Annotated in this window: 26 protein-coding genes; 11 read left to right on the top strand and 15 right to left on the bottom strand. The window is 55.1% G+C overall.

Annotated features, from left to right (window positions below):
* Window positions 1–298 precede the first annotated feature (298 nt).
* The 6 genes from potF (at window position 299) to rlmC (ending at window position 6,210) form a co-directional block, all read left to right on the top strand.
* Window positions 299–1,411, top strand: a complete 1,113-nt coding sequence (gene potF / locus KP80_RS14155) for a spermidine/putrescine ABC transporter substrate-binding protein PotF (RefSeq protein WP_052284296.1) — start codon at window positions 299–301, stop codon at window positions 1,409–1,411.
* Window positions 1,412–1,552: 141 nt separating this feature from the next.
* A complete protein-coding gene (gene potG, locus KP80_RS14160; protein WP_052284297.1) occupies window positions 1,553–2,686 on the top strand; it encodes a putrescine ABC transporter ATP-binding subunit PotG in 1,134 nt (377 codons plus the stop codon).
* A 9-nt stretch (window positions 2,687–2,695) separates the two neighbouring features.
* Window positions 2,696–3,649, top strand: coding sequence for a putrescine ABC transporter permease PotH (gene potH / locus KP80_RS14165; protein WP_052284298.1), 954 nt, complete (start codon window positions 2,696–2,698; stop codon window positions 3,647–3,649).
* Window positions 3,646–4,491 carry a putrescine ABC transporter permease PotI gene (gene potI, locus KP80_RS14170; protein ID WP_052284299.1) on the top strand — a complete coding sequence of 282 codons (846 nt, stop codon included), beginning with the start codon at window positions 3,646–3,648 and terminating at the stop codon, window positions 4,489–4,491. The genes potH and potI overlap by 4 nt, the downstream gene beginning before the upstream one ends.
* 60 nt (window positions 4,492–4,551) lie before the next feature.
* The gene (locus KP80_RS14175) at window positions 4,552–5,040 is read left to right on the top strand and encodes a YbjO family protein (protein ID WP_052284300.1); all 489 of its coding nucleotides are present in this window, start codon (window positions 4,552–4,554) and stop codon (window positions 5,038–5,040) included.
* Between the two features lie 42 nt (window positions 5,041–5,082).
* Window positions 5,083–6,210 carry a 23S rRNA (uracil(747)-C(5))-methyltransferase RlmC gene (gene rlmC, locus KP80_RS14180; protein ID WP_052284301.1) on the top strand — a complete coding sequence of 376 codons (1,128 nt, stop codon included), beginning with the start codon at window positions 5,083–5,085 and terminating at the stop codon, window positions 6,208–6,210.
* 52 nt (window positions 6,211–6,262) lie between these two features.
* Here rlmC and KP80_RS14185 read toward each other — a convergent pair whose 3' ends face one another.
* Genes KP80_RS14185 through KP80_RS14195 form a run of 3 tightly spaced genes read right to left on the bottom strand, consistent with a single transcriptional unit; the run spans window position 6,263 to window position 7,967 of the window.
* Window positions 6,263–6,556, bottom strand: a complete 294-nt coding sequence (locus KP80_RS14185) for a pentapeptide MXKDX repeat protein (RefSeq protein ID WP_052284302.1) — start codon at window positions 6,554–6,556, stop codon at window positions 6,263–6,265.
* A gap of 30 nt (window positions 6,557–6,586) precedes the next feature.
* On the bottom strand, window positions 6,587–7,357 hold the full coding sequence (locus KP80_RS14190) for a molybdopterin-dependent oxidoreductase (protein WP_052284303.1): 771 nt from the start codon (window positions 7,355–7,357) through the stop codon (window positions 6,587–6,589).
* 10 nt (window positions 7,358–7,367) lie between these two features.
* Entirely contained in the window at window positions 7,368–7,967 is a 600-nt protein-coding gene (locus KP80_RS14195; protein ID WP_052284304.1) for a cytochrome b/b6 domain-containing protein, read from the bottom strand.
* A 138-nt stretch (window positions 7,968–8,105) separates the two neighbouring features.
* On the opposite strand from KP80_RS14195, the gene KP80_RS14200 reads away from it, so the two are divergent.
* Window positions 8,106–8,828: a response regulator transcription factor gene (locus KP80_RS14200; protein ID WP_052284305.1), complete on the top strand. Its 723-nt coding sequence runs from the start codon at window positions 8,106–8,108 to the stop codon at window positions 8,826–8,828.
* A complete protein-coding gene (locus tag KP80_RS14205; RefSeq protein ID WP_052284306.1) occupies window positions 8,825–10,297 on the top strand; it encodes a sensor histidine kinase in 1,473 nt (490 codons plus the stop codon). The genes KP80_RS14200 and KP80_RS14205 overlap by 4 nt, the downstream gene beginning before the upstream one ends.
* A 42-nt stretch (window positions 10,298–10,339) precedes the next feature.
* Here KP80_RS14205 and artJ read toward each other — a convergent pair whose 3' ends face one another.
* The 6 genes from artJ to KP80_RS14235 form a co-directional block, all read right to left on the bottom strand.
* Window positions 10,340–11,071, bottom strand: coding sequence for an arginine ABC transporter substrate-binding protein ArtJ (gene artJ / locus KP80_RS14210; RefSeq protein WP_052284307.1), 732 nt, complete (start codon window positions 11,069–11,071; stop codon window positions 10,340–10,342).
* 173 nt (window positions 11,072–11,244) lie between these two features.
* On the bottom strand, window positions 11,245–11,913 hold the full coding sequence (artM, locus tag KP80_RS14215; protein WP_052284308.1) for an arginine ABC transporter permease ArtM: 669 nt from the start codon (window positions 11,911–11,913) through the stop codon (window positions 11,245–11,247).
* On the bottom strand, window positions 11,913–12,629 hold the full coding sequence (artQ, locus tag KP80_RS14220; RefSeq protein WP_052284309.1) for an arginine ABC transporter permease ArtQ: 717 nt from the start codon (window positions 12,627–12,629) through the stop codon (window positions 11,913–11,915). Before artQ ends, artM begins: the two co-directional genes overlap by 1 nt.
* Before the next feature lie 6 nt (window positions 12,630–12,635).
* Complete coding sequence (artI, locus tag KP80_RS14225; RefSeq protein ID WP_052284310.1) at window positions 12,636–13,367, bottom strand: arginine ABC transporter substrate-binding protein ArtI; 732 nt, start codon at window positions 13,365–13,367, stop codon at window positions 12,636–12,638.
* 17 nt (window positions 13,368–13,384) lie between these two features.
* Window positions 13,385–14,113 (bottom strand): arginine ABC transporter ATP-binding protein ArtP, encoded by a 729-nt coding sequence (gene artP / locus KP80_RS14230; protein WP_052284311.1) that lies wholly within the window; start codon window positions 14,111–14,113, stop codon window positions 13,385–13,387.
* 310 nt (window positions 14,114–14,423) lie between these two features.
* Window positions 14,424–14,939 (bottom strand): lipoprotein, encoded by a 516-nt coding sequence (locus KP80_RS14235; RefSeq protein ID WP_052284312.1) that lies wholly within the window; start codon window positions 14,937–14,939, stop codon window positions 14,424–14,426.
* A gap of 170 nt (window positions 14,940–15,109) precedes the next feature.
* On the opposite strand from KP80_RS14235, the gene KP80_RS14240 reads away from it, so the two are divergent.
* On the top strand, window positions 15,110–15,433 hold the full coding sequence (locus tag KP80_RS14240; RefSeq protein WP_052284313.1) for a heavy metal-binding domain-containing protein: 324 nt from the start codon (window positions 15,110–15,112) through the stop codon (window positions 15,431–15,433).
* Window positions 15,430–16,269, top strand: coding sequence for an N-acetylmuramoyl-L-alanine amidase (locus KP80_RS14245; protein WP_052284314.1), 840 nt, complete (start codon window positions 15,430–15,432; stop codon window positions 16,267–16,269). Before KP80_RS14240 ends, KP80_RS14245 begins: the two co-directional genes overlap by 4 nt.
* 2 nt (window positions 16,270–16,271) lie before the next feature.
* Here KP80_RS14245 and KP80_RS14250 read toward each other — a convergent pair whose 3' ends face one another.
* The 4 genes from KP80_RS14250 to poxB all read right to left on the bottom strand — a co-directional run bounded on the left by KP80_RS14250 (window position 16,272) and on the right by poxB (window position 21,585).
* Complete coding sequence (locus tag KP80_RS14250) at window positions 16,272–17,285, bottom strand: NAD-dependent epimerase/dehydratase family protein (RefSeq protein ID WP_052284345.1); 1,014 nt, start codon at window positions 17,283–17,285, stop codon at window positions 16,272–16,274.
* Window positions 17,286–17,372: 87 nt separating this feature from the next.
* Window positions 17,373–18,815 (bottom strand): SDR family oxidoreductase, encoded by a 1,443-nt coding sequence (locus tag KP80_RS14255; protein ID WP_052284315.1) that lies wholly within the window; start codon window positions 18,813–18,815, stop codon window positions 17,373–17,375.
* Window positions 18,816–18,825: 10 nt separating this feature from the next.
* Entirely contained in the window at window positions 18,826–19,827 is a 1,002-nt protein-coding gene (gene ltaE, locus KP80_RS14260) for a low-specificity L-threonine aldolase (protein ID WP_052284316.1), read from the bottom strand.
* A gap of 39 nt (window positions 19,828–19,866) precedes the next feature.
* Window positions 19,867–21,585, bottom strand: coding sequence for a ubiquinone-dependent pyruvate dehydrogenase (gene poxB / locus KP80_RS14265; protein ID WP_052284317.1), 1,719 nt, complete (start codon window positions 21,583–21,585; stop codon window positions 19,867–19,869).
* Window positions 21,586–21,737: 152 nt separating this feature from the next.
* Between poxB and KP80_RS14270 the strand changes: the two genes are divergently transcribed.
* Entirely contained in the window at window positions 21,738–22,172 is a 435-nt protein-coding gene (locus tag KP80_RS14270) for a DoxX family protein (RefSeq protein WP_052284318.1), read from the top strand.
* 209 nt (window positions 22,173–22,381) lie between these two features.
* On the opposite strand, the gene KP80_RS23335 is transcribed toward KP80_RS14270, so the two are convergent.
* On the bottom strand, window positions 22,382–22,912 hold the full coding sequence (locus tag KP80_RS23335) for a hypothetical protein (RefSeq protein ID WP_231625929.1): 531 nt from the start codon (window positions 22,910–22,912) through the stop codon (window positions 22,382–22,384).
* A 103-nt stretch (window positions 22,913–23,015) separates the two neighbouring features.
* Entirely contained in the window at window positions 23,016–23,897 is an 882-nt protein-coding gene (locus tag KP80_RS14280; protein WP_052284319.1) for a LysR family transcriptional regulator, read from the bottom strand.
* Window positions 23,898–23,931: the final 34 nt, after the last annotated feature.

Below are 23,931 nucleotides of genomic sequence, written 5' to 3' on the forward strand. Positions count from 1 at the left end.
CTAACAATAATCATTGTTGGCGAGATTCTTGCATCGGTGTTGCGAGCAATGATTGTAGGGGAGCCCGGTCTCTTCTCTCTCATATATACCCGTCATACTTCAAGTTGCCTGTGCGTTGGCTGCGCGCGTTCACCCCAGTCACGTACTCATGTACGCTCCTGGGGATTCACTCCCTGGCCGCCTTCATGCAACTCGAATTATTTTGGGTATGGTCCGAAATAATATGCATGATTTCTGCATACTCTAAATTGCGTATATTTAGTCCGTTTGTTAACGGGCGACGAGAAGGATAAGAGATATGGCCGCCTTGAATAAAAAATGGTTAACAGGTCTGGTGACGGGTGCGCTGATGGCTGCCTCGGCAAGCGTGCTCGCTGCAGAACAAAAAACGCTGCATGTCTATAACTGGTCTGACTATATTGCGCCGGACACCGTGGCAAATTTTGAAAAAGAGACCGGGATTAAAGTCGTGTACGACGTATTCGACTCCAACGAAGTGCTGGAAGGCAAGCTGATGGCCGGCAGCACCGGCTTTGACCTGGTGGTGCCTTCGGCAAGTTTCCTTGAGCGTCAGCTGACCGCTGGCGTCTTCCAGCCGCTGGATAAGAGCAAGCTGCCAAACTGGAAAAACCTCGACCCGGATGTGCTGAAGCTGGTGGCTCGTCACGACCCGGACAACAAATACGCGCTGCCTTATCTGTGGGCGACCACCGGTATTGGTTATAACGTTGATAAAGTCAAAGCGGTGCTGGGCAAAGACGTGCCGCTGAACAGCTGGGATCTGGTGATGAAGCCAGAAAACCTGGAGAAGCTGAAAAGCTGCGGTGTCTCATTCCTCGATGCACCGGAAGAGATTTTTGCCACCGTGCTTAACTATTTAGGCAAAGATCCGAACAGTACTAAAGCCGATGATTACACCGGCCCGGCGACCGATCTGCTGCTGAAGCTGCGTCCAAACATTCGCTACTTCCACTCTTCGCAATACATTAACGATCTTGCCAACGGCGATATCTGCGTGGCCATCGGCTGGGCGGGTGATGTCTGGCAGGCGGCGAACCGTGCGAAAGAGGCGAAGAACGGCGTGAACGTTTCTTACTTCATTCCGAAAGAGGGCGCCCTGGCATTCTTTGATGTCTTCGCGATGCCGGCAGATGCCAAAAATAAAGATGAAGCCTATCAGTTCCTCAACTATCTGATGCGCCCAGACGTTATCGCTCATATCAGCGATCACGTGTTCTATGCCAACGGTAATAAAGCATCGACCCCGCTGGTGAGCGCTGAGGTTCGCGATAACCCGGCAATTTATCCACCGGCTGACGTCTTCGCCAAGCTGTTTACGCTGAAAGTCCAGGATCCAAAAATTGACCGCGTCAGAACGCGCGCATGGACGAAAGTAAAAAGCGGGAAATAATTCCATCACCTAAAAGGTGATGGACATGCACCGGGGCAGTGCAGCTGCCCCAATCTGGCAACCGGCCGCCCGGCCGGTTGCCAGGGGTTGATGTGACAACCGGGTCATATCGATATTTGTTTTTTGCCGGAGAGCACCAGATTGAACGACGCTATTCCCCGCCCACAGGCGAAAACTCGCAAAGCGCTTACCCCGCTGCTGGAAATCCGTAACCTGACCAAATCGTTTGACGGTCAGCACGCGGTCGATGACGTTAACCTCACCATTTATAAAGGCGAAATCTTTGCCCTGCTGGGCGCTTCCGGCTGCGGTAAGTCGACGCTGTTGCGTATGCTGGCAGGGTTTGAACAGCCGACCGCCGGACAGATTGTGCTGGACGGCGTCGACCTAGCGCAGGTACCGCCGTATTTACGCCCAATTAATATGATGTTCCAGTCCTATGCGCTCTTCCCGCACATGACCGTCGAACAAAACATTGCCTTTGGTTTGAAGCAGGACAAACTGCCGAAAGCTGAAATCACGGCTCGCGTGAGCGAAATGCTGGCGCTGGTGCATATGCAGGAATTCGCCAAACGTAAACCACACCAGCTTTCTGGCGGTCAGCGTCAGCGCGTGGCGTTGGCGCGAAGCCTGGCAAAGCGGCCCAAGTTGCTGCTGCTGGATGAACCAATGGGCGCGCTGGATAAAAAGCTGCGTGACCGGATGCAGTTGGAAGTGGTGGATATCCTGGAGCGCGTTGGCGTGACCTGCGTGATGGTGACCCACGACCAGGAAGAAGCCATGACCATGGCCGGACGTATCGCCATTATGAACCGCGGCAAGTTCGTGCAAATCGGCGAGCCGGAAGAGATTTATGAGCACCCAACGACGCGCTACAGCGCCGAATTTATCGGTTCAGTCAACGTCTTCGAGGGGCTATTAAAAGAGCGTCAGGAAGATGGCCTGGTGATTGAATCGCCGGGGCTGGTGCATCCGCTCAAAGTCGATCCCGACGCCTCGGTGGTTGATAACGTTCCAGTCTACGTGGCGCTGCGTCCTGAAAAAATTATGCTTTGTGACGAGCCGCCGGCCGATGGCTATAACTTTGCCGTCGGTGAAGTGGTGCACATCGCCTATCTGGGCGATCTCTCTATCTACCACGTGCGGCTGCAGAGCGGCCAGATGATCAGCGCTCAGTTACAGAACGAGCATCGCTACCAGAAAGGGTTGCCGACCTGGGGGGATGAAGTACGTCTGTGCTGGCACGCCGACAGCTGTGTGGTACTGACGGTTTAAGGAGGGGCGATGAGTATTTATGAACCACCGGCTCGCCCGCACAAGCCGGGCGGCCTGGCCCTATGGCTGGCGCGCATCAACATGAAACATGGCCGCAAGCTGGTCATTGCGATGCCGTATATCTGGCTGATTTTACTGTTCTTACTGCCGTTCCTGATTGTCTTTAAAATCAGCCTCGCCGAAATGGCGCGGGCCATTCCACCGTATACCGACCTAATGGAATGGGCGGATGGCCAACTGAGCCTGACGCTGAACTTTGGCAACTTCCTGCAGCTGACCGACGATCCGCTCTATTTTGAAGCTTATCTCCAGTCGCTACAGGTCGCAGCTATCTCGACCATTTGCTGTCTGCTGCTTGGCTATCCGTTGGCCTGGGCGGTTGCACACAGCAAACCGTCGACCCGTAATATCCTGCTGCTGTTGGTGATCCTGCCGTCGTGGACCTCGTTTCTGATTCGCGTCTATGCCTGGATGGGGATTTTGAAAAATAACGGCGTGCTGAATAACTTCCTGATGTGGCTGGGCGTTATTGACCAGCCGCTGACTATTCTGCACACCAACCTTGCGGTGTATATCGGGATTGTTTACGCCTATCTGCCGTTTATGGTGCTGCCTATCTACACCGCATTGACCCGTATTGATTACTCGCTGGTTGAGGCGTCGCTGGATCTCGGTGCGCGCCCGCTGAAAACTTTCTTCAGTGTGATTGTGCCGCTCACCAAAGGCGGGATTATCGCCGGGTCGATGCTGGTATTTATCCCGGCGGTAGGGGAGTTCGTGATCCCGGAACTGCTGGGCGGCCCGGATAGCATCATGATCGGCCGCGTGCTGTGGCAGGAGTTCTTCAATAACCGCGACTGGCCGGTGGCCTCGGCGGTGGCGATCGTCATGCTGTTGCTGCTGATCGTCCCGATCATGTGGTTCCACAAATATCAGCAGAAACAGATGGGGGATCACGGATGAATAACTTACCGGTCGTGCGCTCGCCGTGGCGCATCCTGATTCTGGTGATTGGGTTTACGTTCCTCTACGCCCCCATGCTGATGCTGGTTATCTACTCGTTCAACAGCTCGAAGCTGGTGACCGTGTGGGCGGGCTGGTCAACGCGCTGGTACGGCGAACTGTTCCGCGATGACGCGATGATGAGCGCAGTGGGGCTGAGTCTGACCATTGCTGCTGCGGCGGCAACGATGGCGGCGATTCTTGGCACGATTGCGGCGATGGTGATGGTGCGCTTTGGACGCTTCCGTGGGTCAAACGGTTTTGCCTTTATGATCACCGCACCATTGGTTATGCCGGACGTGATCACCGGGCTTTCGCTGCTACTGCTGTTCGTAGCGCTGGCGCACGCCATCGGCTGGCCGGCGGATCGTGGGATGCTCACCATTTGGCTGGCGCACGTAACGTTCTGTACCGCCTATGTCGCCGTTGTGATCTCCTCGCGTTTGCGTGAAATTGATCATTCGATTGAAGAGGCGGCGATGGATCTCGGTGCCACGCCGCTGAAGGTCTTTTTCATCATTACGCTGCCAATGATTATGCCTGCGGTGATCTCTGGCTGGCTGCTGGCCTTTACGCTATCGCTCGACGATCTTGTTATTGCTAGCTTCGTATCGGGGCCCGGTGCCACCACCTTGCCGATGCTGGTCTTCTCCAGCGTACGTATGGGGGTGAATCCGGAGATTAACGCCCTGGCGTCGCTGATACTTGGCGTCGTCGGAATTGTCGGATTAATCGCCTGGTATCTGATGGCGCGCGCAGAAAAACAACGGGTACGCGATATCCAGCGTGCAAGACGCGGATAATCCACTTAAAATCGATACGGATATGCAGTCGATGCCGCGAACGTTCGCGGCATCGTTTTCATGGAAGGCAATACATTGGAATTGTTTACTCGAACTCGTCGGTCGCATGCCCGTTTGAATGTTCCTGCTATCGTGCAGGTGGCTGCGCTCGCGATTATTTTAATCCGCTGCCTCGATCTGTTGATGATCTTAAACCTGTTGGGGTTTGCCGGTATTGGCGATTTTATTCATCGCAGCGTACAGACCTGGACGCTGACGCTGGTGTTTCTGAGCAGTCTGATCCTGGTTTTTGTCGAGATTGGCTGCGCGTTTTCGCTGGTGAAAGGACGAAACTGGGCGCGTTGGGTTTACTTACTCACTCAGGTGATTGCCGCCAGCTATCTGTGGGCCGCTTCGCTCGGCTACGGTTACCCGGAGCTGTTCAGTATTGCCGGGGAGTCCAAACGGGAAATTTTTCGTTCGCTGGTGATGCAAAAAATGCCGGATTTGCTGGTTTTATTCCTGCTATTTGTTCCCTCCACCTCGCGGCGATTTTTCCGCTTACAATAACGGTGATACAATCCACGCCCCCGTTTTTGTGAAGGTCTTTGTATGCAGTGCGCACTTTATGATGCCGAACGTTGTCGTTCATGTCAGTGGATTGAGCGACCGATTAGCGAGCAACTTGCGGCCAAAATGGCCGATCTCCAGACGCTGCTGGCGGATTTTGCCGTCGGCGACTGGTGCGCACCCGTCTGCGGCCCGGAACAGGGCTTTCGCAATAAAGCTAAAATGGTGGTCAGCGGGAGCGTAGAAAAACCGCTGCTCGGCATGCTGCATCGCGATGGCACTCCAGAAGACCTTACCGATTGTCCACTCTATCCAGAGAGCTTTGCGCCCGTATTTGCCGTTCTAAAGCCGTTTATCGCCCGCGCCGGGCTGACGCCCTACAACGTGGCGCGCAAGCGCGGCGAGCTCAAGTATCTGCTGCTCACCGAAAGCCAGCAGAACGGCGGTATGATGCTGCGCTTCGTGCTGCGCTCGCAGGACAAACTGGCACAACTGCGCGCGGCGCTGCCGTGGCTGCAGGCGCAACTGCCGCAGCTCAAAGTGATCACCGCGAATATTCAGCCGGTGCATATGGCTATCATGGAAGGCGAGCAGGAAATTTTCTTTACCGAGCAGCAGGCGCTGGCGGAAACCTTTAATGGCGTGCCGCTGTGGATCCGTCCTCAGAGCTTCTTCCAGACCAACCCTACCGTAGCCAGCGCGCTGTACGCGACGGCGCGTGACTGGGTGAGGGCGCTGCCGGTCAACCATATGTGGGATCTGTTCTGTGGCGTTGGCGGTTTTGGCCTGCACTGCGCCACGCCGGAGATGACGCTCACCGGAATTGAAATTGCCCCAGAGGCCATTGCCTGCGCCAAACAGTCGGCGGCACAGTTGGGGCTCGACAAACTGCATTTCCAGGCGCTGGATTCGACCCAGTTTGCTACCGCACAGGGCGAAGTTCCGCAGTTGGTGTTGGTGAACCCGCCGCGTCGTGGGATTGGCAAAGCGCTGTGTGACTATCTGAGCGAGATGGCTCCGGAGTACATCGTTTACTCCAGCTGCAATGCGCAGACCATGGCGAAGGATTTCGCCCACCTGAGGGGATACCGCGTGGAACGGGTACAGCTGTTCGATATGTTCCCACACACGGCGCATTATGAAGTGCTGACGCTGTTAGTGCGTAACTAACGTGGTGATGACAGCCCGGCAAGCCAAAGGCCGCCGGGTTATCACGTAGGGCTTATTGACTCATGGCGTCTTTTTTCATCCCGTCTTTCGCCATGTTATCCATTTTTCCCATCTTGTCCTTTTTCATGCCGTCTTTGTGCATGCCGTTTTTGGTCATCCCATCCTTACACATGCCGTCTTTACACATTTTGTCGTGTGGTTTCGCCATGCCGTCTTTAGCCATGCCATCGTGAGACATCGCCATACCGTCTTTCTTCATCGCATCTTTGCTCATGCTGTCGGCGGCCTGGACGTTCACCATAAACAGGGCAGACAGAGCGGCAGCGGCAATCATCATCTTTTTCATGGTATTTCCTCATCATTTATGTTTTGGGTATTAACTTCCACCAAACCAGTTGTAGCCCTGGTCTTCCCAGTAACCGCCCGGGAAACGATTGGTGATTTCGATAGATAAAACGTGCTTCGGGTTTTTGTATCCGAGTTTGGTCGGAATACGGATTTTCATTGGGTAGCCGTACTCGGGAGGCAAAATGCGGTTATCCCAGGTTAAGGCCAACAGCGTCTGGGGATGGAGCGCGGTAGCCATATCGATGCTGGTGTAGTAATCATCCGCGCAGCGGAAGCTGACATATTTGGCGCGTTTATCGGCGCCAATCAGCCCCAGGAATTGGCGGAAAGGCACGCCGCCCCATTTGCCGATGGCGCTCCAACCCTCGACGCAGATATGGCGGGTGATTTGGCTAACCTGCTGCATGTGATAAAGCTCTGGCAGCGTCCAGCTTTTCGTCGTCTGCACCAGACCGCGGATCTCCAGTTGGTAATCACGTCCATCCACTTTCGGGATATCTTCTGGGCCATAGAAGGCGTTAAACGGGAAGGGCCGCGTGATTTGCGACTCGCTGTATTCCGGTGCTAGATCGCGGTCGCTGAACAGGAACCCCTGTACGCGGTCGTTAAAGCGGGACATGCGGGACAGCGCCGTCTCTACGCTTTCGTTGTCGCTAATATCACAGCCGGTGAGCATCATGATGCCCCCGAGCGTTAAACCCTGACGCAACAGGCGTCGGCGGTCTGGGCTCAGCAACTTTTCTGCGTCCTTAACCAAATAATGTGAATCGCTGGCGGAAAGAAAGGTCGGTTTTTTCATCTTGTTGTCCTTAGCGTCCGCGCAGCATGGCGAGTAGAGTGCGCGGCACCAGTAAAACCATCAGCAGGTGAATCACCACAAACAGACCCATCGCACTCATACAGAAGAAGTGGATGTAGCGGGCGGCGTCGTAACCGCCGAGCAGCTCCCGCAGCAGCGGAAACTGCACCGATTTCCACAGCACCAGACCGGACAGCACCAGCCCGATGCCCAGCAGAATCACGCCTAAGTAAGCGAGTTTTTGCACTGCGTTGTAGTGGCTAAGATCGGCGTGCTGTAGCTTGCCGCGCAGCGCCTGATACAGGTCATGGATAAGCTCGCGAAGTGATAGTGGGAAGAATTTGCGGCGAAAACGGCCGGTGATCGTGCCGAGCGTCAAATAGACCAATGCATTGATTCCCAGCACCCACATCATGGCGAAATGCCACTGTAATGCGCCGCCAAGCCAGCCGCCGAGCGTGAGGCTCGCCGGAAACGTAAAATCAAACAGCGGGGAAGCGTTATAGATGCGCCAGCCGCTAAACAGCATACCGGCGATGGCGATAGCGTTAACCCAGTGGCAGCAGCGAAGCCACAGTGGGTGAATGTTTGCAGGACGCGATGCGGACATGGCCGGCTCTCCGTGAATGACATGTCCACAGCTTGCGCGGTTTCCTATCACCAGATCCTCACGGAAGTTTAAATAAAATGTGATAACTTGCCGCGGCTGCCTGCGTTAAGCTTGAGAAAAGACTGTCGGTGAAAAGTGATGAATAGCGCAAAGAAAATACTGCTGGTGGAAGACGACCAGGACATCGCCACCCTGCTGCGATTGAACTTGCAGGATGAAGGCTATCAGATAGTGCATGAAGCCGATGGCAATCAGGCACTGGTGCAGCTTGAAAAACAGAGCTGGGACGCCGTGATCCTCGATTTAATGCTGCCGGGCGTGGACGGGCTGGAGATTTGCCGTCGCATCCGCCAAATGACGCGCTATCTGCCGGTGATTATTATCAGCGCGCGTACCAGCGAAACGCATCGCGTTTTGGGGCTAGAGATGGGGGCCGACGATTATTTGCCAAAGCCCTTTTCCGTGCTGGAGTTGATTGCCAGGGTCAAGGCGCTGTTCCGCCGTCAGGAGGCGATGGGGCAAAACATCCGCCTGGAAAGCGGCTCGATATCCTGCCACGGCCTCGACATCGAACCGCTGTCGCGAGAAGTGCGTCTGCGCGGTGAGCCGGTGGAACTGACGCCGCGCGAATTCGACCTGCTGTACTGGTTTGCGCGTCATCCTGGCGAGGTCTTTTCCCGCCTGTCACTGCTCGACCGGGTGTGGGGCTATCAGCATGAAGGCTATGAGCATACCGTCAACACCCACATCAACCGTCTGCGGATTAAGATTGAGCGCGATCCCGCTGAACCCGAAATCATTCTGACCGTGTGGGGTAAAGGCTATAAGTTTGCGACTGAAAAAACGGAGTCTGCACTATGATCCGTCGATTGAGTCTTAGCCAGCGCTTAACGCTGGTGTTCACCTCTATTTTGCTGCTGTGTGCCGTGGCGGTGTGCAGCGTGCAGCTCTATAGCAGTAGTCAGTACGGTAATGCGATGGTGCAGCGGCTGTCGGCAGGGCTGGCACAGCAAATTGTCAAAAGCGAACCGCTGTTGGATGCGCAGGGTAATGTGAATCGGCAGACGCTCAAAACGTTGTTTGACCGCCTGATGACGCTCAATCCCAGCGTCGAGCTGTATTTGGTTTCACCGGAAGGCCAGCTGCTGGCCGATGCCGCGCCAGCCGGTCATTTGAAGCGGCAGACCATTGCCGTTGCGCCGCTGCAAGCCTTTCTCTCAGGCGCTGCCTGGCCGGTTTACGGCGATGATCCGCGCAGCATCGATAAGCAAAAGGTCTTTAGCGTTGCACCAGTGCGCCTCAACGGTGAACTTCACTGTTATCTGTACATTATTTTGCAGGGGGAAGATCTTAACGCGCTGGCCGATACCGCATGGCGCGAAACGTTGTGGAGCACGCTCACGTGGTCACTGCTTCTGGTTGCGCTGTTTGGTCTGCTGGCGGGCATGACCGTCTGGTATTGGGTGACGCGTCCGGTGAAGAAGCTGACCGCCGATGTCCGTGGGCTGGATCAGGACAGCATCAGTGCGATTAAGCAGCTGGCGCAGCAGGAGCCAGAAAGCCATCCGGCTAATGAAGTGGCGATTTTGCGTAATACCTTTATCGAACTGGCGCGCAAAATTGCCAACCAATGGGATCAGCTTTCCGACAGCGACCGGCAGCGCCGCGAATTTATCGCCAATATCTCCCATGATTTACGCACGCCGCTGACTTCACTGCTGGGGTATCTGGAAACGCTGTCAATGAAGGCTGACACGCTGTCGCCTGCCGATAACCGGCAATACCTGGCGATTGCGCTGCGGCAAGGACATAAGGTTCGCCATTTATCGCAGCAGCTTTTTGAGTTGGCGAAGCTCGAACACGGTGGGATTAAGCCGCAGCTGGAGCGTTTTGCCATTGGCGAGCTGATTCAAGACGTGGCGCAGAAATTCGATTTGGCAATTGAAACCCGGCAGTTGAAGCTTCAGGTCGATATGCCTCGCGGCTTGCCGCAGGTGCTGGCCGATGTCTCAATGATGGAGCGGGTGGTGACCAATCTGCTGGATAACGCCGTGCGCCATACGCCGGTTGGTGGAACTATTGCACTACGCGTCTGGCAGGAAGGGACACAGCTGCAGGTAGAAGTGGCAGACAGTGGGCCGGGTGTAGAGCAGGAACTGCGCGATCAGTTATTCCAGCGGCCGTCGGCGCTGAACCCGCAGAGCGTGCGGGAAAATCGCGGTGGTTTGGGTTTACTGATTGTACGAAGAATGCTGGAACTGCATGGCGGGGGGATTCGGTTGATGGAAGCGTCCGCAGGAGCCTGTTTCCGCTTCTTTGTCCCACTGTAAAAAGAAACCCCGCTCGGCGCGATGCCTGCGGGGTATTTTCACTTACTGTGGGAACCACTGGTCGCTGATTTTCTGATAGGTGCCATCGGCTTTAATCGCTTTCAGCGCGCCGTTAAGTTTTTCCAGCAGCGCTTTGTTGTCCGGACGAACCGCGATGCCGAGGCCGGTACCGAAGTACTGCGCATCGGTTACTTTCGGCGTCGCCGCACCCAGCTGCGGGTTGGTTTTCAGCCACTCATTCACCACGGCGGTATCACCAAATACGCCATCGATACGGCCGTTCTTCAGGTCAATAATCGCGTTCTGGTAGCTGTCATAGGCCACGGTTTTCACTTCCGGGTGCTTATCCATCAGGTATTTCTGGTGGGTCGTCCCGTTTTCCATCCCGATACGTTTGCCTTTCAGATCTTCAAAACTTTTGAACTCGCCTTTTTTAGCGATAACCAGCGCGGAGTTGGCGTAGTAGGCGTCGGTGAAGGAAACCTGTTTGCTACGTTCCGGCGTGATATCCATACCGGAAATCACCGCATCGTATTTTTTGAATTTCAACGCTGGGATCAGGCTGTCGAACGCGTGGTTGGTAAAGGTACATTCAGCCTGCATCTGTTTGCACAGCGCGGTTGCCAGATCGATATCGAAGCCAACAATCTTGTTGTTTGCATCCATTGATTCAAATGGAGGATAGGTCGCGGAAACGCCAAAGCTGATTTTCTCTGCGGCTTGAGCGCCTGCGGCAACGGTGGCGAGTAAGGCGGCCAATACTAATTTTTTCATGGATGTGCTCCTGTCTGTCTGACTTGTTGGATGCTGCCCTGCGTGTGGCATGGAGCTACAATGCCACTGTGTGAATTTATATGCAATATAGCTGAGTAAATATTTTGTTTGTTGCAAAAAAAAACGGATAAGCCAGCGACTTATCCGTTTTCATTATTCTTAATTATGCAAAATTAATTGCGATGCTCGAAGGCCAGTGCTTTACGTTCGATTAAGCGCATCAGCAGCGTCAGCAGGCCGTTGACGATAAGGTAGACCAAACCAGCTGCACCGAAGACCATCACATCGTAAGTACGCCCGTACAACAGCTGCCCATGGCCCATCACTTCCATCAGCGTGATGGTATAGGCCAGTGAGGTACTTTTGAACACCAGCACCACTTCATTGGAGTAAGAAGAGAGCGCGCGTTTGAGCGCGTACGGCAGCAGGATCGCCAGCGTATCTTTCTTGCTCATCCCCAGTGAACTACAGGACTGCCATTGGCCTTCCGGGATCGCCCGAATTGCGCCGTAGAACAGCTGCGTGGTGTAGGCTGCGCTGTTAAGCGACAGTGCAATCATGGCGCACAGCCACGGTTCAGACAGCAGATGCCACACCACCGGATAATTCTGCAACGACGGGAACTGGCCCGGGCCGTAGTAAATCAGGAAGATCTGCACCAGCAGCGGGGTGCCGGTGAACAGAGTGATATAAGCGCGAACCAGCCACACCACCACCGGCGTTTTCAACGTCAGAATGATGGTGAAAATCAGCGACAGCACCAGCGCCACCACGATGGAAGCCACGGTTAACGTCAGGCTGGTGTGCAGCCCTTTCATTAGCTCCGGTAAATACTCGAGCATCAGCCTGGTCTCCGTTCAAAGCGAGTGGTACGCAGGTCAATGCGTTTGAGGATGTACTGGCTTAACAGCGTGATCACCAGATAAATGGCCGCCGCGACGATGTACCAGGTAAACGGTTCCTGAGTTCGCGTAGCGATGCTTTTGGTTTGCAGCATCAAATCGTTCACGCTAATCAGCGACACCAGCGCGGTATCCTTCAGCAGCACTAGCCACTGGTTGCCCAGCCCCGGCAGCGCGTGGCGCCACATCTGCGGCATCACCAGGCGGAAGAAGATTGCGCTTTTCGACAACCCCAGCGCCTGGCCGGATTCCCACTGACCTACCGGTACCGCTTTCAGCGCACCGCGCAGCGTTTGCGAGGCATAGGCGGCGTAGAGCAGGGAAAGGGCGATAACGCCGCACAGGAACGGGCTGACATCGAAGTTTTCGATCTGCATCTGCACCGGAATCTGCACGAAACCGAGGTTAATCGTGAAACCGTCGGACAGCGTCAGCAGTAGCTGAGAGGAGCCAAAATAGATAAACAGCACCACCAGAATTTCCGGCAGGCCGCGCAGCACGGTAACTAGCGCCGAGCCCGTCCATGCGATAGGACGCCATTTGACTGACTCCCATACCGCAAAGAACATCGCCAGCGCCAGCCCGATGACCAGTGCACAAACGGCAAGGCCGACGGTCATGCCGGCGGCGCTTGCTAAAGGAAACATTTCGTTCATCAAGTCTTACTTCTGGAACCATTTAGCGTAGATGGTGGCGTACGTCCCATCTTTCTTCACTTTTTCCAGCGCAGCGTTGAATTTCTGCTGCAGCTCGGTGTTGCCCTGACGGACAGCAATACCCAGGCCGGTGCCGAAGTAGTCTTTATCGGTGACTTTATCGCCCACAGCGGCCAGCTTGTCATTAGCCGTCAGCCATTCGGTCACAACCGCAGTATCACCAAATACGCCATCGATGCGGCCATTCTGCAGATCCAGTTTGGCGTTCTGATAGCTGTCGTAAGGCACGGTGGTGATTTCTGGATGTTTATCCATGATGAATTTCTGGTGCGTGGTGCCGTTCTGCACGCCGACTTTTTTGCCTTTCAGCTGGGAAACATCGGTGAATTTGCCTTTCACACCGACAAACAGCGCGGAGTTGTCGTAATACGGCGTGGTGAACAGAACCTGTTTCTCACGCTCAGGCGTGATATCCATGCCGGCCATCACCGCGTCGATACGGCGGAATTTCAGGCTTGGGATCAGGCTATCGAAAGACTGATTGCTGAAGGTACAGGTGGCATCAATTTCTTTGCACAGCGCGTTAGCCAGATCCACGTCAAAGCCGACGATCTGGTTATTGGCATCGACCGACTCAAATGGAGGGTAGGAGGCTTCCGTTGCAAAACGAATAGTTTGGGCGGCGGCAGCGGAGAGGCTGACGCTAGCGAGCAGCGCGGCAATCAGTATTTTTTTCATAGTCATTGTCCTGAATCTCAGTGAGAAAGATAACTTCTAAATGCATCCGTCTGTGGGCTGGTAAAGCAGCTTTCATCGCCTTGTTCGACGATATAGCCGTTTTCCATGTACACCACGCGGCTGGCCGTTTTACGCGCCACTTCGACTTCGTGGGTGACGATAACCTGGGTAATGTTGGTTTCCGCCAGTTCGTGAATAATGCTGACGATCTGGGCGGTAATTTCCGGGTCGAGGGCCGCAGTCGGTTCATCGAACAGCAGAACCTGCGGCTCCATCATCAACGCACGGGCAATCGCCACACGCTGCTGCTGGCCACCGGAAAGATGCAGAGGGAAACGGTCGCTAAACGGTTTGAGGCGTAAACGCTCCAGCAGTTTTTCTGCACGGGCCATCGCCTGATCTTTGCTCAGACCCAGCACGCGGCAAGGGGCTTCAATCAGGTTTTGTACCACCGTCAGATGCGGCCAGAGGTTATATTGCTGGAAAACCATACCCACGTTTTGACGCAGTTCGCGAATCGCTTTGTCTGACGGGGTTTTAGCAAAATCAAAATGGTTACCCGCAATCGCCAGGGTGCCAGATTTTGGCATCTCCAGCAGATTCAGCACGCGCAGCAGTGAGCTTTTACCCGCGCCGCTTGGGCCAAGCAGCACCAGCGTTTCGCCTTCAGGGCACTGCAGCGTGATGTCGAACAGCGCCTGATGTGCGCCATAAAAGCAGTTAATGCCGTCTAATTTAATGCTCATTGATACCCGTCACGAATATGTTGTCCTCGCCCTGGAAACGCCAGGTGCTTACTCTGCTGCCGCTTTACTCATCCCCGCTGAAGGTATCAGCCATAGAGGAATTATCAGCAATTGAGGCCGCAAATAGTACCTTTGACAGAATAGTTATGCAATATTTGTGCGTTAAAACTTAAATATAAACCAACTTTTCTTATAAAGTTAGCACAAAATAACGGTCGGGGTGGGGGCAGGGAATAAATGTCGGCATTCCAGAGGGAATGCCAGACATTTTGCCGGAATAACCGGTTAAGCAGAATTTGTTAACAGCTAATTAACGTTTCTCGAGAGATTGGCGCAATGTGCCCGCCGGAGCGTGGGTGTTGTTGCCCAGATAGCGCACGTCATCAACCGCCCAGCACTGGCCTTCACGCACCATCAGCACTTCATCCTTCCAGCTTTGACTACCCTGTTTTAACGCTACGCGTAGCGGGATGTTGCGGGCGTCGGTGTTCGGAATAGTTGATGCGCTGTCGACGCTGGCGCTATCCGGTGGCGTTGTACTGCTGGAGAAAAGGCTGGACTGCAGCAACGCCCGTGTACTGGCGTCCTGGCTGCTGTCGTTGAGCAGTTTAGCGAGCCCATCGCTGAGATACGGGCGCAGCACGGCGTAGTCAAAGGTCCGGTGCTGGATTTGGAAATCATAAAACTTCTGTGCCACGGTATCCGGGCCGCCTTCTACGCACGGTCCGCTGCGGGTTCCCATATCTTTATAAGCGGGTGTAACGGTTGTACAGGCGCTGAGCAGCAGCGCGGCTGGAAGAAGAAAGGCAAGGTTGGTATAGCGCATAATAGTTCCTTGTGTGCAGTCCCGGCATTAATCGCCCTGGCGCCGCCATGCAGCGGGCGCGATTTATGTATACGATTATGGAGTATTCCCTTTTCAAGCATAGCGTATCGGTCCGATAATGCGTTTAGCGCTGAGAGCTAAGACATTGAACGTTAAAGAAGGAGCAGGTAATGCAATTTTCCACGACCCCCACCCTTGAAGGGCAAGCCATCGTCGAGTATTGCGGCGTAGTGACCGGGGAAGCCATTCTTGGGGCGAATATCTTTCGTGATTTTTTTGCCGGTATCCGCGACATCGTCGGCGGCCGTTCCGGAGCGTATGAGAAAGAGCTGCGCAAAGCGCGCGAAATTGCTTTTAAAGAGCTGGGCGAGCAGGCAAAAGCGCTGGGCGCTGACGCGGTAGTGGGTATTGATATTGACTACGAAACCGTGGGTAAAGACAGCAGCATGCTGATGGTCAGCGTAAGCGGAACGGCGGTTAAAACGCGCAGATGAAACGTTTTCTGACGGTTTTTATGCTGGCAGTTTTGTTGGCAGGGTGTGCCAGTAAAGAAGAGAAAAAAGCGGTGGTCGAGAAGCCTGGTTACGTTCTCGACCGCAGTCGTTCAGCCCCGGCGGCGTATCCACGAGTCAAATTGCTGGTATTGCACTATACGGCAGATGATTTTGACGGCTCGCTGACCACGCTCACCGGCAGCCAGGTGAGCGTCCATTATCTGATTCCTTCCGTGCCGCCGCTGATGCGTGGCAAACCTAAGATCTGGCAACTGGTGCCGGAGTCGGAGCTGGCCTGGCATGCTGGGGTTAGCTTCTGGCGGGGGGCAACACGCATCAATGACACCTCGGTCGGTATCGAGCTGGAAAATCCTGGCTGGAAAAAATCGGACGGTACCCGTTTCTTTACGCCGTTCGAGCCGGCGCAAATTCAGGCGCTGGTCCCACTGGCTAAAGACATTATCAAGCGCTACAACATCGAGCCGCAGAACGTGGTGGCGCATGCGGATATTGCGCCGCAGCGTAAAGACGATCCCGGCCCACTGTTTCCGTGGCAGTCGCTGGCGCAGCAGGGGATTGGCGCATGGCCAGATGCTCATCGAGTCGTGTTTTACCTGAATGGACGCGCGCCTAATACGCCGGTGTCGACCATCAATCTGCTTGATTTACTGGGGCGCTACGGTTACGAGGTGAAGCCGGGGATGACCCGTATGCAGCAGATTCGTGTGATTGCTGCCTTCCAGATGCACTTCCGTCCGGCGCGCTGGGACGGCGTCGCAGATGCCGAAACGCAGGCGATTGCGGAAGCGCTGCTGGAAAAATACGGTCAGGGATAAAACTAGCGGGGCAGTTTACCGTGATCTTCAAGCCAGGCGGCGGTACGAATAATACCGTCGTCGAGCGAAACGATAGGCTCATAGCCTAGCTCTTCCCGTGCGCGGCTGATGTCCAGCGTAAAATCGAAGTTCAGCTTTGAAACGCCGTAGTGGGTCAGCGATGGCTCTTTTGACTTTTTATCACCAAAACGCTCCATGCTACGGGCAATCATGTCCAGCATTGGATAAGGAACAGAGCGGATCCGACAGGAAATATCCAACTCGTCAATCAGTCGTTCAACGATGCTGCGCAGCGTGCGCGGTTCACCGTTGGTGATGTTGTAGGCCCGGCCGGACGGTAGGTCGTCGCAGCGCGGCTGGCTGGCGAGCCACATCGCGTGGACGGCATTCTCATAGTAGGTCATATCCACCATCGCATGACCGCCGCGTGGCAGCAGCACGCTACCGTAGTGATGCATCATCTGCGCCAGGCGTGGAATAAACACTTTATCATGTGGGCCAAAAACGCTCTGCGGACGAAGAATGGTAAAGCGCGTGTTGGGGTTCGCCTGCGCCAGCAGCTGAATCACCTCTTCGCTGGCGGCTTTGCTGCGGGCGAATTCGTTAGCGAAACGGTGCGGACGGAAGTCTTCTTTGATATCCCGGTGATGGTGATAGTCGAAGTACAGAGAAGGCGAAGAAATATGGATGAAGTTGCGTACACCCCAGGCGACGGCCCATTCGCCAAGACGGCGGGTGGCACGGACGTTGGCCAAATCAAACGCAGCCTGCGTGCCCCACGGCGAGGTAAAGCTTGAGCAGTGCCATAGGGTGTCGACGCCTGCCAGCATCACTTTGGCTTGTGAAGAAACCAGTTCGGTTAGGTCAGCATGGACGAACTCGGCGCCCATTTTTTCCAGCAGTTTGCCCATCGCTTCGTTGCGACCGCTTGCTCTGACGCTAATGCCCCTGCTGCGCAGATATTCAACTGCATTTCTGCCTAAACCGCTGGTGGCGCCGGTGACCAGTACCTTCATAATCATCCACAGTGTTAAAAAAGAGTTTCGTGCGCATTCTTCCGTTTATTTCACTCGTATGCAATGGGAAACTAAGACGAAAAAGGGTTAATGCGCGTTTTTTCCTGTGTCTTCTTCTGCGAGGCGAATAATTCGCCGCGCCATCCCGCGAAAAATGAATAGATGCGCGGGGATCATCAACAGCCAGTAGAGTAATCCTGGCATACCGTGCGGATGCCACCAGGCGCGAACATCAAGTTCGCGATGACTGCCTTTATCGACCATCGTAAAGCTCAGGCGGCCCAGCCCTGGCGCTTTCATGCCGAACAGCAAGGTGAGCGCTTTTTCCGGTTCGACGATAATCACCTTCCAGCTATCCACCATATCACCGGTTTGCAGCAGCGCGTGCTCAGGGCGGCCTTTGGCCAGCCGATGGCCGACCAGCAAATCCATCGCCGCACGCGTTTTCCACAGAATATTGCCGAAGAAGTAGCCCTCTTTGCCGCCGAGTTGGTTAACCACGGCCCACAGCGATGCGAGGCTTGCTGACGTATGGACGGTGAAGCCCGCCTGTTTGGCAAAAAAACCGTACTCCGGGCGCCAGCGGGCAAATGCCTGGGCGTCATAACCCCAGTCGCTGGAGTTGGCCAGCTTTTTCTCTTCTTCCAGGGTGCGGCGCACCGCTTCGTCGAATGGGATCAACGTTTGTGGGATCAGCGCGCGCAGCTCGCGATCGTCTGCCAATAGATCGTGTTTCAACCCCTGGATCAGCGCCTTGGCGATCGTCGGCGGTACTGAGGTAATGACATTCAGAAACCACACCGAAATCCAGCTGGTGGGGAAGGGGATCGGGATAAGCAGGCGATGGCGGCCGCTAACTCGCATAAAGTGTTCAAACTGCTGTTGATAGGTGAGCTCTTCCGGGCCGGCGGCTTCAAAGACACGATGCTCAGGCGAAGGATGATTGAGCAATTCAACCAGGTAAACCAGCAGGTTTTCCAGTGCGATAGGGGTGGTGCGTGAGCGGACCCAGCGCGGCGGCGTCAGCACCGGCAGGTTGTAGACCATGTCGCGCATCACCTCAAAAGCCGCTGAACCGGCACCGACGATAATGCCTGCACGCAGTTCACTCACCGGCACACCGGCGTCGCGCAGGATATCGGCGGTAAGCTGACGGGCGCGTAAATGTGCGGACTGCTCGTGGGCGGGTGCCTGCAGCGAGCTCAGAAAAATCAGCTGCTTGACTGGTGTTTTGCGCAGCGCGTTGCGCACGTTCTCAGCCACCCGGCGTTCATGGGCGATAAAATCGGCACTCTCGCCCATACCGTGTACCAGATAGTAGACCGTATCAACGCCGTCCAGCAGCGCGGAAAAATCACTGTTTTTCTCCAGATCTACCGAATGGCAGGTGACCCCCGGCAGTTGGAGTTTTTGCAGCCGTTCAATGCGACGTGCCACAGCCCGCACGGTATAGCCGCGCTGGCTTAATTCGGTGACCAGATGCTGGCCGATATAGCCGCTGGCGCCAAAAACCAGAATAGACTGTGACACATCGGGCTCCTTAGCGGGCTAAAAATGCTTTCCAGTGGCTGACAACCTCAGCAAGCTGCTGACGATTGACGTCCAGATGCGTCACCAGGCGGACGATTGGCGAAGCGTTAATCAGCACGCCGCGCTGCTGCATGAACTCGCCGAGCGCTGCGGCGTTTGTATCGCCTACGCGAACAAACAGCATATTGGTGTCATGGCGCATCACATCGGCGCCAATCTCGCGCAGCTGTTCTGCAAGCCATGCCGCGTTGTCGTGATCGTCTTGCAGACGGGCGACGTTGTTTTTCAGCGCATACAGCCCGGCAGCGGCGAGGAAACCGGCCTGACGCATGCCGCCGCCGGTCATTTTACGCCAGCGGTTAGCACGTTTGATGTAATCACGGTTGCCCACCAGCAGGGAGCCGACCGGCGTGCCGAGACCTTTAGAGAGACAGATGGTGAAAGAGTCGCAATATTGGGCAATCTCTTTTAACTCACAGCCGTAGGCGACGAGGGCGTTAAAAATGCGCGCGCCGTCGACGTGCAGCGCCAGACCGCGCTCGCGGGTGAAATCCCAGGCTTCTTTCAGATAGGCCTGCGGCAGGACTTTGCCGTTGTGGGTATTTTCAATGCTCAACAGTTTGGTGCGGGCGAAGTGGATATCGTCAGCTTTGATTTTGGCCGCTACTTTATCCAGTGGTAGAGTGCCATCAGAAGCCGCATCAATCGGCTGCGGCTGGATGCTGCCCAGCACCGCCGCGCCGCCTGCTTCATACAAATAGTTATGTGCGCCCTGGCCAACGATATACTCTTCGCCGCGTTCACAGTGGCTTAGCAGCGCCACCAGGTTGGCCTGGGTTCCGGTGGGTAGAAACAGCGCCGCCTCTTTACCAGCCAACTCGGCGGCGTACTGTTGCAGGGCGTTAACGGTGGGGTCATCGCCATAGACATCATCACCGACCGGCGCGGCGACCATCTCATCAAGCATGGCGCGCGTCGGGCGGGTTACGGTATCACTACGTAAATCAATCACGGCATTTTCCTTTTTAAACTCAGAACAATGCCATCCTTTTTACCTGAGCCAGTTGGTTTTCGCCAGTTCGATAACTTCATCGCCGCGCCCGTTGATGATGGCGCGCAGCATGTACAGGCTAAAGCCCTTGGCCTGCTCCAGTTTGACCTGTGGCGGCATGGCTAACTCTTCTTTCGCTACCACCACGTCGATAAGCACCGGGCCATCGATGCTAAAGGCGCGCTGCAGCGCTTCATCGACGTCAGCCGCTTTTTCGACGCGAATACCGGGAATGCCGCAGGCTTCAGCGATCCGGGCAAAGTTGGTGTCATGTAGCTCAGTACCGTCGGTGAGATAACCGCCGGCTTTCATCTCCATGGCGACAAAACCCAGTACGCTATTGTTGAAGACCACGATTTTGACCGGCAGCTTCATCTGTGCCACCGATAAAAAATCACCCATCAGCATACTAAAGCCGCCGTCGCCGCACATCGCTACCACCTGACGGTCTGGGTGGGTGGCTTGAGCGCCCAGCGCCTGCGGCATGGCGTTGGCCATCGAACCGTGGTTGAACGAGCCGAGCAGACGGCGCTTGCCGTTCATCTGTAAGTAACGTGCGGCCCACACCGTCGGCGTCCCGACATCGCAGGTAAAGATAGCGTCATCGTCGGCGAAGCGGCTGATTTGCTGCGCCAGATACTGTGGGTGAATCACTTTGTCACTGGCGGTGGCTAAATCATCCAGCCCCTTGCGCGCGCTGCGATAGTGCTCCAGCGCTTTATCAAGGAAGCGGCGATCGGTTTTCTCTTCCAGCAGCGGTAGCAGTGCGGCGAGCGTGGCTTTGACATCGCCAATTAGCGCCATATCGACCTTGCTGTGTGCGCCGATGCTGGCAGGGTTGATATCGATTTGAATGATGGTGCTTTCCGTCGGATAGAATGGGCGATAGGGGAACTGGGTGCCGAGCAGAATCAGGGTATCGGCATTCATCATCGCGTGGAAGCCGGAGGAGAAGCCGATAAGCCCGGTCATCCCGACGTCATACGGGTTATCGTACTCGACATGCTCTTTGCCGCGCAGGGCGTGAACGATAGGGGATTTCAGCTTCTCGGCGAAAGCAGTGAGCTCGGTATGTGCACCCGCGCAGCCGCTGCCGCACAATAAAGTAATATTACTGGATGATTTGAGTTTCTCGGCCAGTTTTTCTAACTCGCTCTGTGCGGGCGTGACGACAGGCTGTGGCGCAGGGTACCAATTTGTGCTTGCGCTTTCTGGTGCCGCTTTCAGCGCCACGTCACCCGGCAACACCACCACCGAGACGCCGCGATTTAAGACGGCTTTGCGCATGGCAATCGCCAGCACCTGTGGGATCTGATCCGGGGATGAAACCAGCTCGCAGTAGTGGCTGCATTCGCGGAACAGCTCCTGCGGGTGGGTCTCCTGAAAATAGCCACTGCCGATTTCGCTCGATGGAATATGTGCGGCAATAGCCAGAACAGGAACGTGGTTGCGGTGGCAGTCGAACAGCCCGTTGATTAAATGCAGGTTTCCCGGTCCGCAGGAACCGGCGCACACCGCCAGTTCGCCCGTCAGCTGTGCTTCGGCACCGGCGGCGAAGGCGGCGACTTCTTCGTGTCGAGTGGGCATCCACGCAATGGTGCCCATCCGGTTCAGGCTGTCGCTGAGCCCGTTGAGGGAGTCTCCCGTCACTCCCCAAATTCGTTTGACTCCGGCTTGTTCAAGGGTTTTGGCAATGTAATTGGCTACGGTCTGTTTCATGGTTTTCCATCTCCTTAAATGTGATACCGGTTACAAGTTTAGATGAATCTCGTCGTTTCGCAGGCTGAATCCCCTTATTTTCAGCAGGTATATTTACGTGATAAGAACAAGTAACGTGGTGTTCTACGGGGATAAACAGGGAAATTATTCAAATGATTACAACATTGTTAAATACGGTAAACCGTATGCTGTCGCATGAGGATTTTGGCAAGCTGCTGCTGCGTCTTGCGGTGGGTGGTTTGATGTTGTTTCACGGGCTGCACAAGCTGATTGGCGGCGTTGATGGCATCAGTGCAATGCTGGTGGCAAAAGGGCTGCCAGGATTCATCGCCTACGGCGTGCTGGTGGGTGAAGTGGTTGCGCCAATTTTGCTGATTCTCGGCATACTGACTCGCCCGGCGGCACTGGTGCTGGCCTTTACCATGATAGTGGCGTGGCTGATGGTTGGGCTGGGTGAAACCGCTGCGCTGGAAAAAACCGGGGCATGGGCGATTGAGAGCCTGGTGTATTTCTTTGTTGCGGCGCTGGCAATTGCCTTTATCGGCGGTGGGAAGTATGCGCTGGGTGGCAATTCCGCCTGGCGCTAGTTTCTTTGTCGACGAATGAGTCGAAACCCAGTCAGTGGCTTAACACCGTGAGTTTAAGATTGAGATACCCGGGGCGACCACCGGGTTTGGCGTCCCTCCGGGAACCAAATCCCGGCGTTTCCCCTAATCACTTTGCTCAAGTGAACGGTGTTAAGCCACTGACTGGGTTTTATATCACTGATAAGTCGTATTTTTACGATGAATACCTTTTATTCGCTAGCCAGTTTATAGGCAAAGACATGCACCACATTGGCGGCGATAGGATACAGACCAAGACATTCGGTTCTGGCCTTAATCTCTTCAAAGGGAAGATCCGGATTCGGCTCGCACCCTCCCCAAATCAGCAGACCTTTTTGGCCGTAATCTTCCATCACTTCAACGGTTTTTCCGTTAGCGAGCGCCAGCACGACTTTTTTGTTTTGTATCGGTGTCAGGCGGCCATCTTCATCAGCAATAGATATCGCCACGACAGCTGAGTGGGGTGTGTTCTCATTGTGCGGCGACACGGTGATACCGTTTGCTGCCGTTGGCGTGATGTTCAGTCGCGAGGTGACAACATCGGTAGACGTTTCAGTCGGTATTCTGCCTCCCCAGATCTCAATGCCATCGGGAATTTCGGCGGCTAAAGACTGCGGGCTACCCGCCAGTTCTAGCGTTTGGCCCTGCTCAAACTCAATGACAATACGGCTGCCGTCGTGCAAGATCAGCTCGCCGCCGGGCGTAGTTGTATAGATTTTCATATGGTTAACTCTCTTCCTGCTTATCATAAAGAGTATTGCAGCTCACTTGCCGCCTGCAAATGCCCGCCAAACGCCACGTTGTTGACCTGGTGCGACTCAACTTTTAGGCGGCCGTGAAATGCTGCTTCAAGGTATCAAGCAATAAACTCAGCGCCGCATGCTGGTGGTCGCGAGATTGATAGAGCCCGTAAATCCCCAGCGGCTGAGGCTGTAACTGCGGCAAGACCTGGACCAAACGACCGTTTCCCAGACGCTCTCGCGCCTCGATTTCGGGCACCATCGCCAGGCCGACATCCGCTTCGGCCATATCGCACAACAGCGAGGAGATCCCAGCACTGAAATTTCCGCTGACCGCCACCGACATCGCCCCTTTTTCGGCATCGCGAAATGACCAGGATTGCCCGGAAAAGCGGCTATAGTGCAGGCAGTTATATCGTGCGAGATCTTCAATCGTGCTCGGTACGCCCGCGTGCTTAAGATAGCCCGGCGAGGCGCACAACACCGACTGGCAAGCCCCCAAATAGCGAGCGATAGCCCCCGGTTCGGGTTCATTGGTGATGCGAATGGCCAGATCGATGCGTTCACCCACCAGGCTTACTGGATGGTTGTTGATATCGACTTCAATCCGCAAGGCCGGATAGCGAGCCAGGAAAGCAGGGATAACCGGCCCAAGCAGATGGGTTGCTGTAAAATGCGCACAGGCGATACGTAGCGTTCCGGATGGCGTCACGCGAGTTGCATCCCCTTCAATACCCTGCGAGAGCTGCGCCAGCTGGCGGGTTTTCTCCAGCGTTTTCTCTCCCGCGGGGGTAATGGTGAGCCGTCGGGTTGAGCGGTGTATCAGCCGTGCGCCTGCCCATTTTTCCATCTCATCCAAATAGCGGCTCACCATCGGACGCGAGATACACAGCGAACGGGCCGCGGCGCTAAGGCTACCGAGTTCACAAATGCGGTTGTAGGTGATTGCCGCCATTATCCTGTCCATTGCGTTCCTATTTGATCGTTTTACGAAACACTGC

This window comes from Kluyvera genomosp. 1 (assembly GCF_001266615.1).
GTDB lineage: Bacteria > Pseudomonadota > Gammaproteobacteria > Enterobacterales > Enterobacteriaceae > Kluyvera > Kluyvera cryocrescens_A.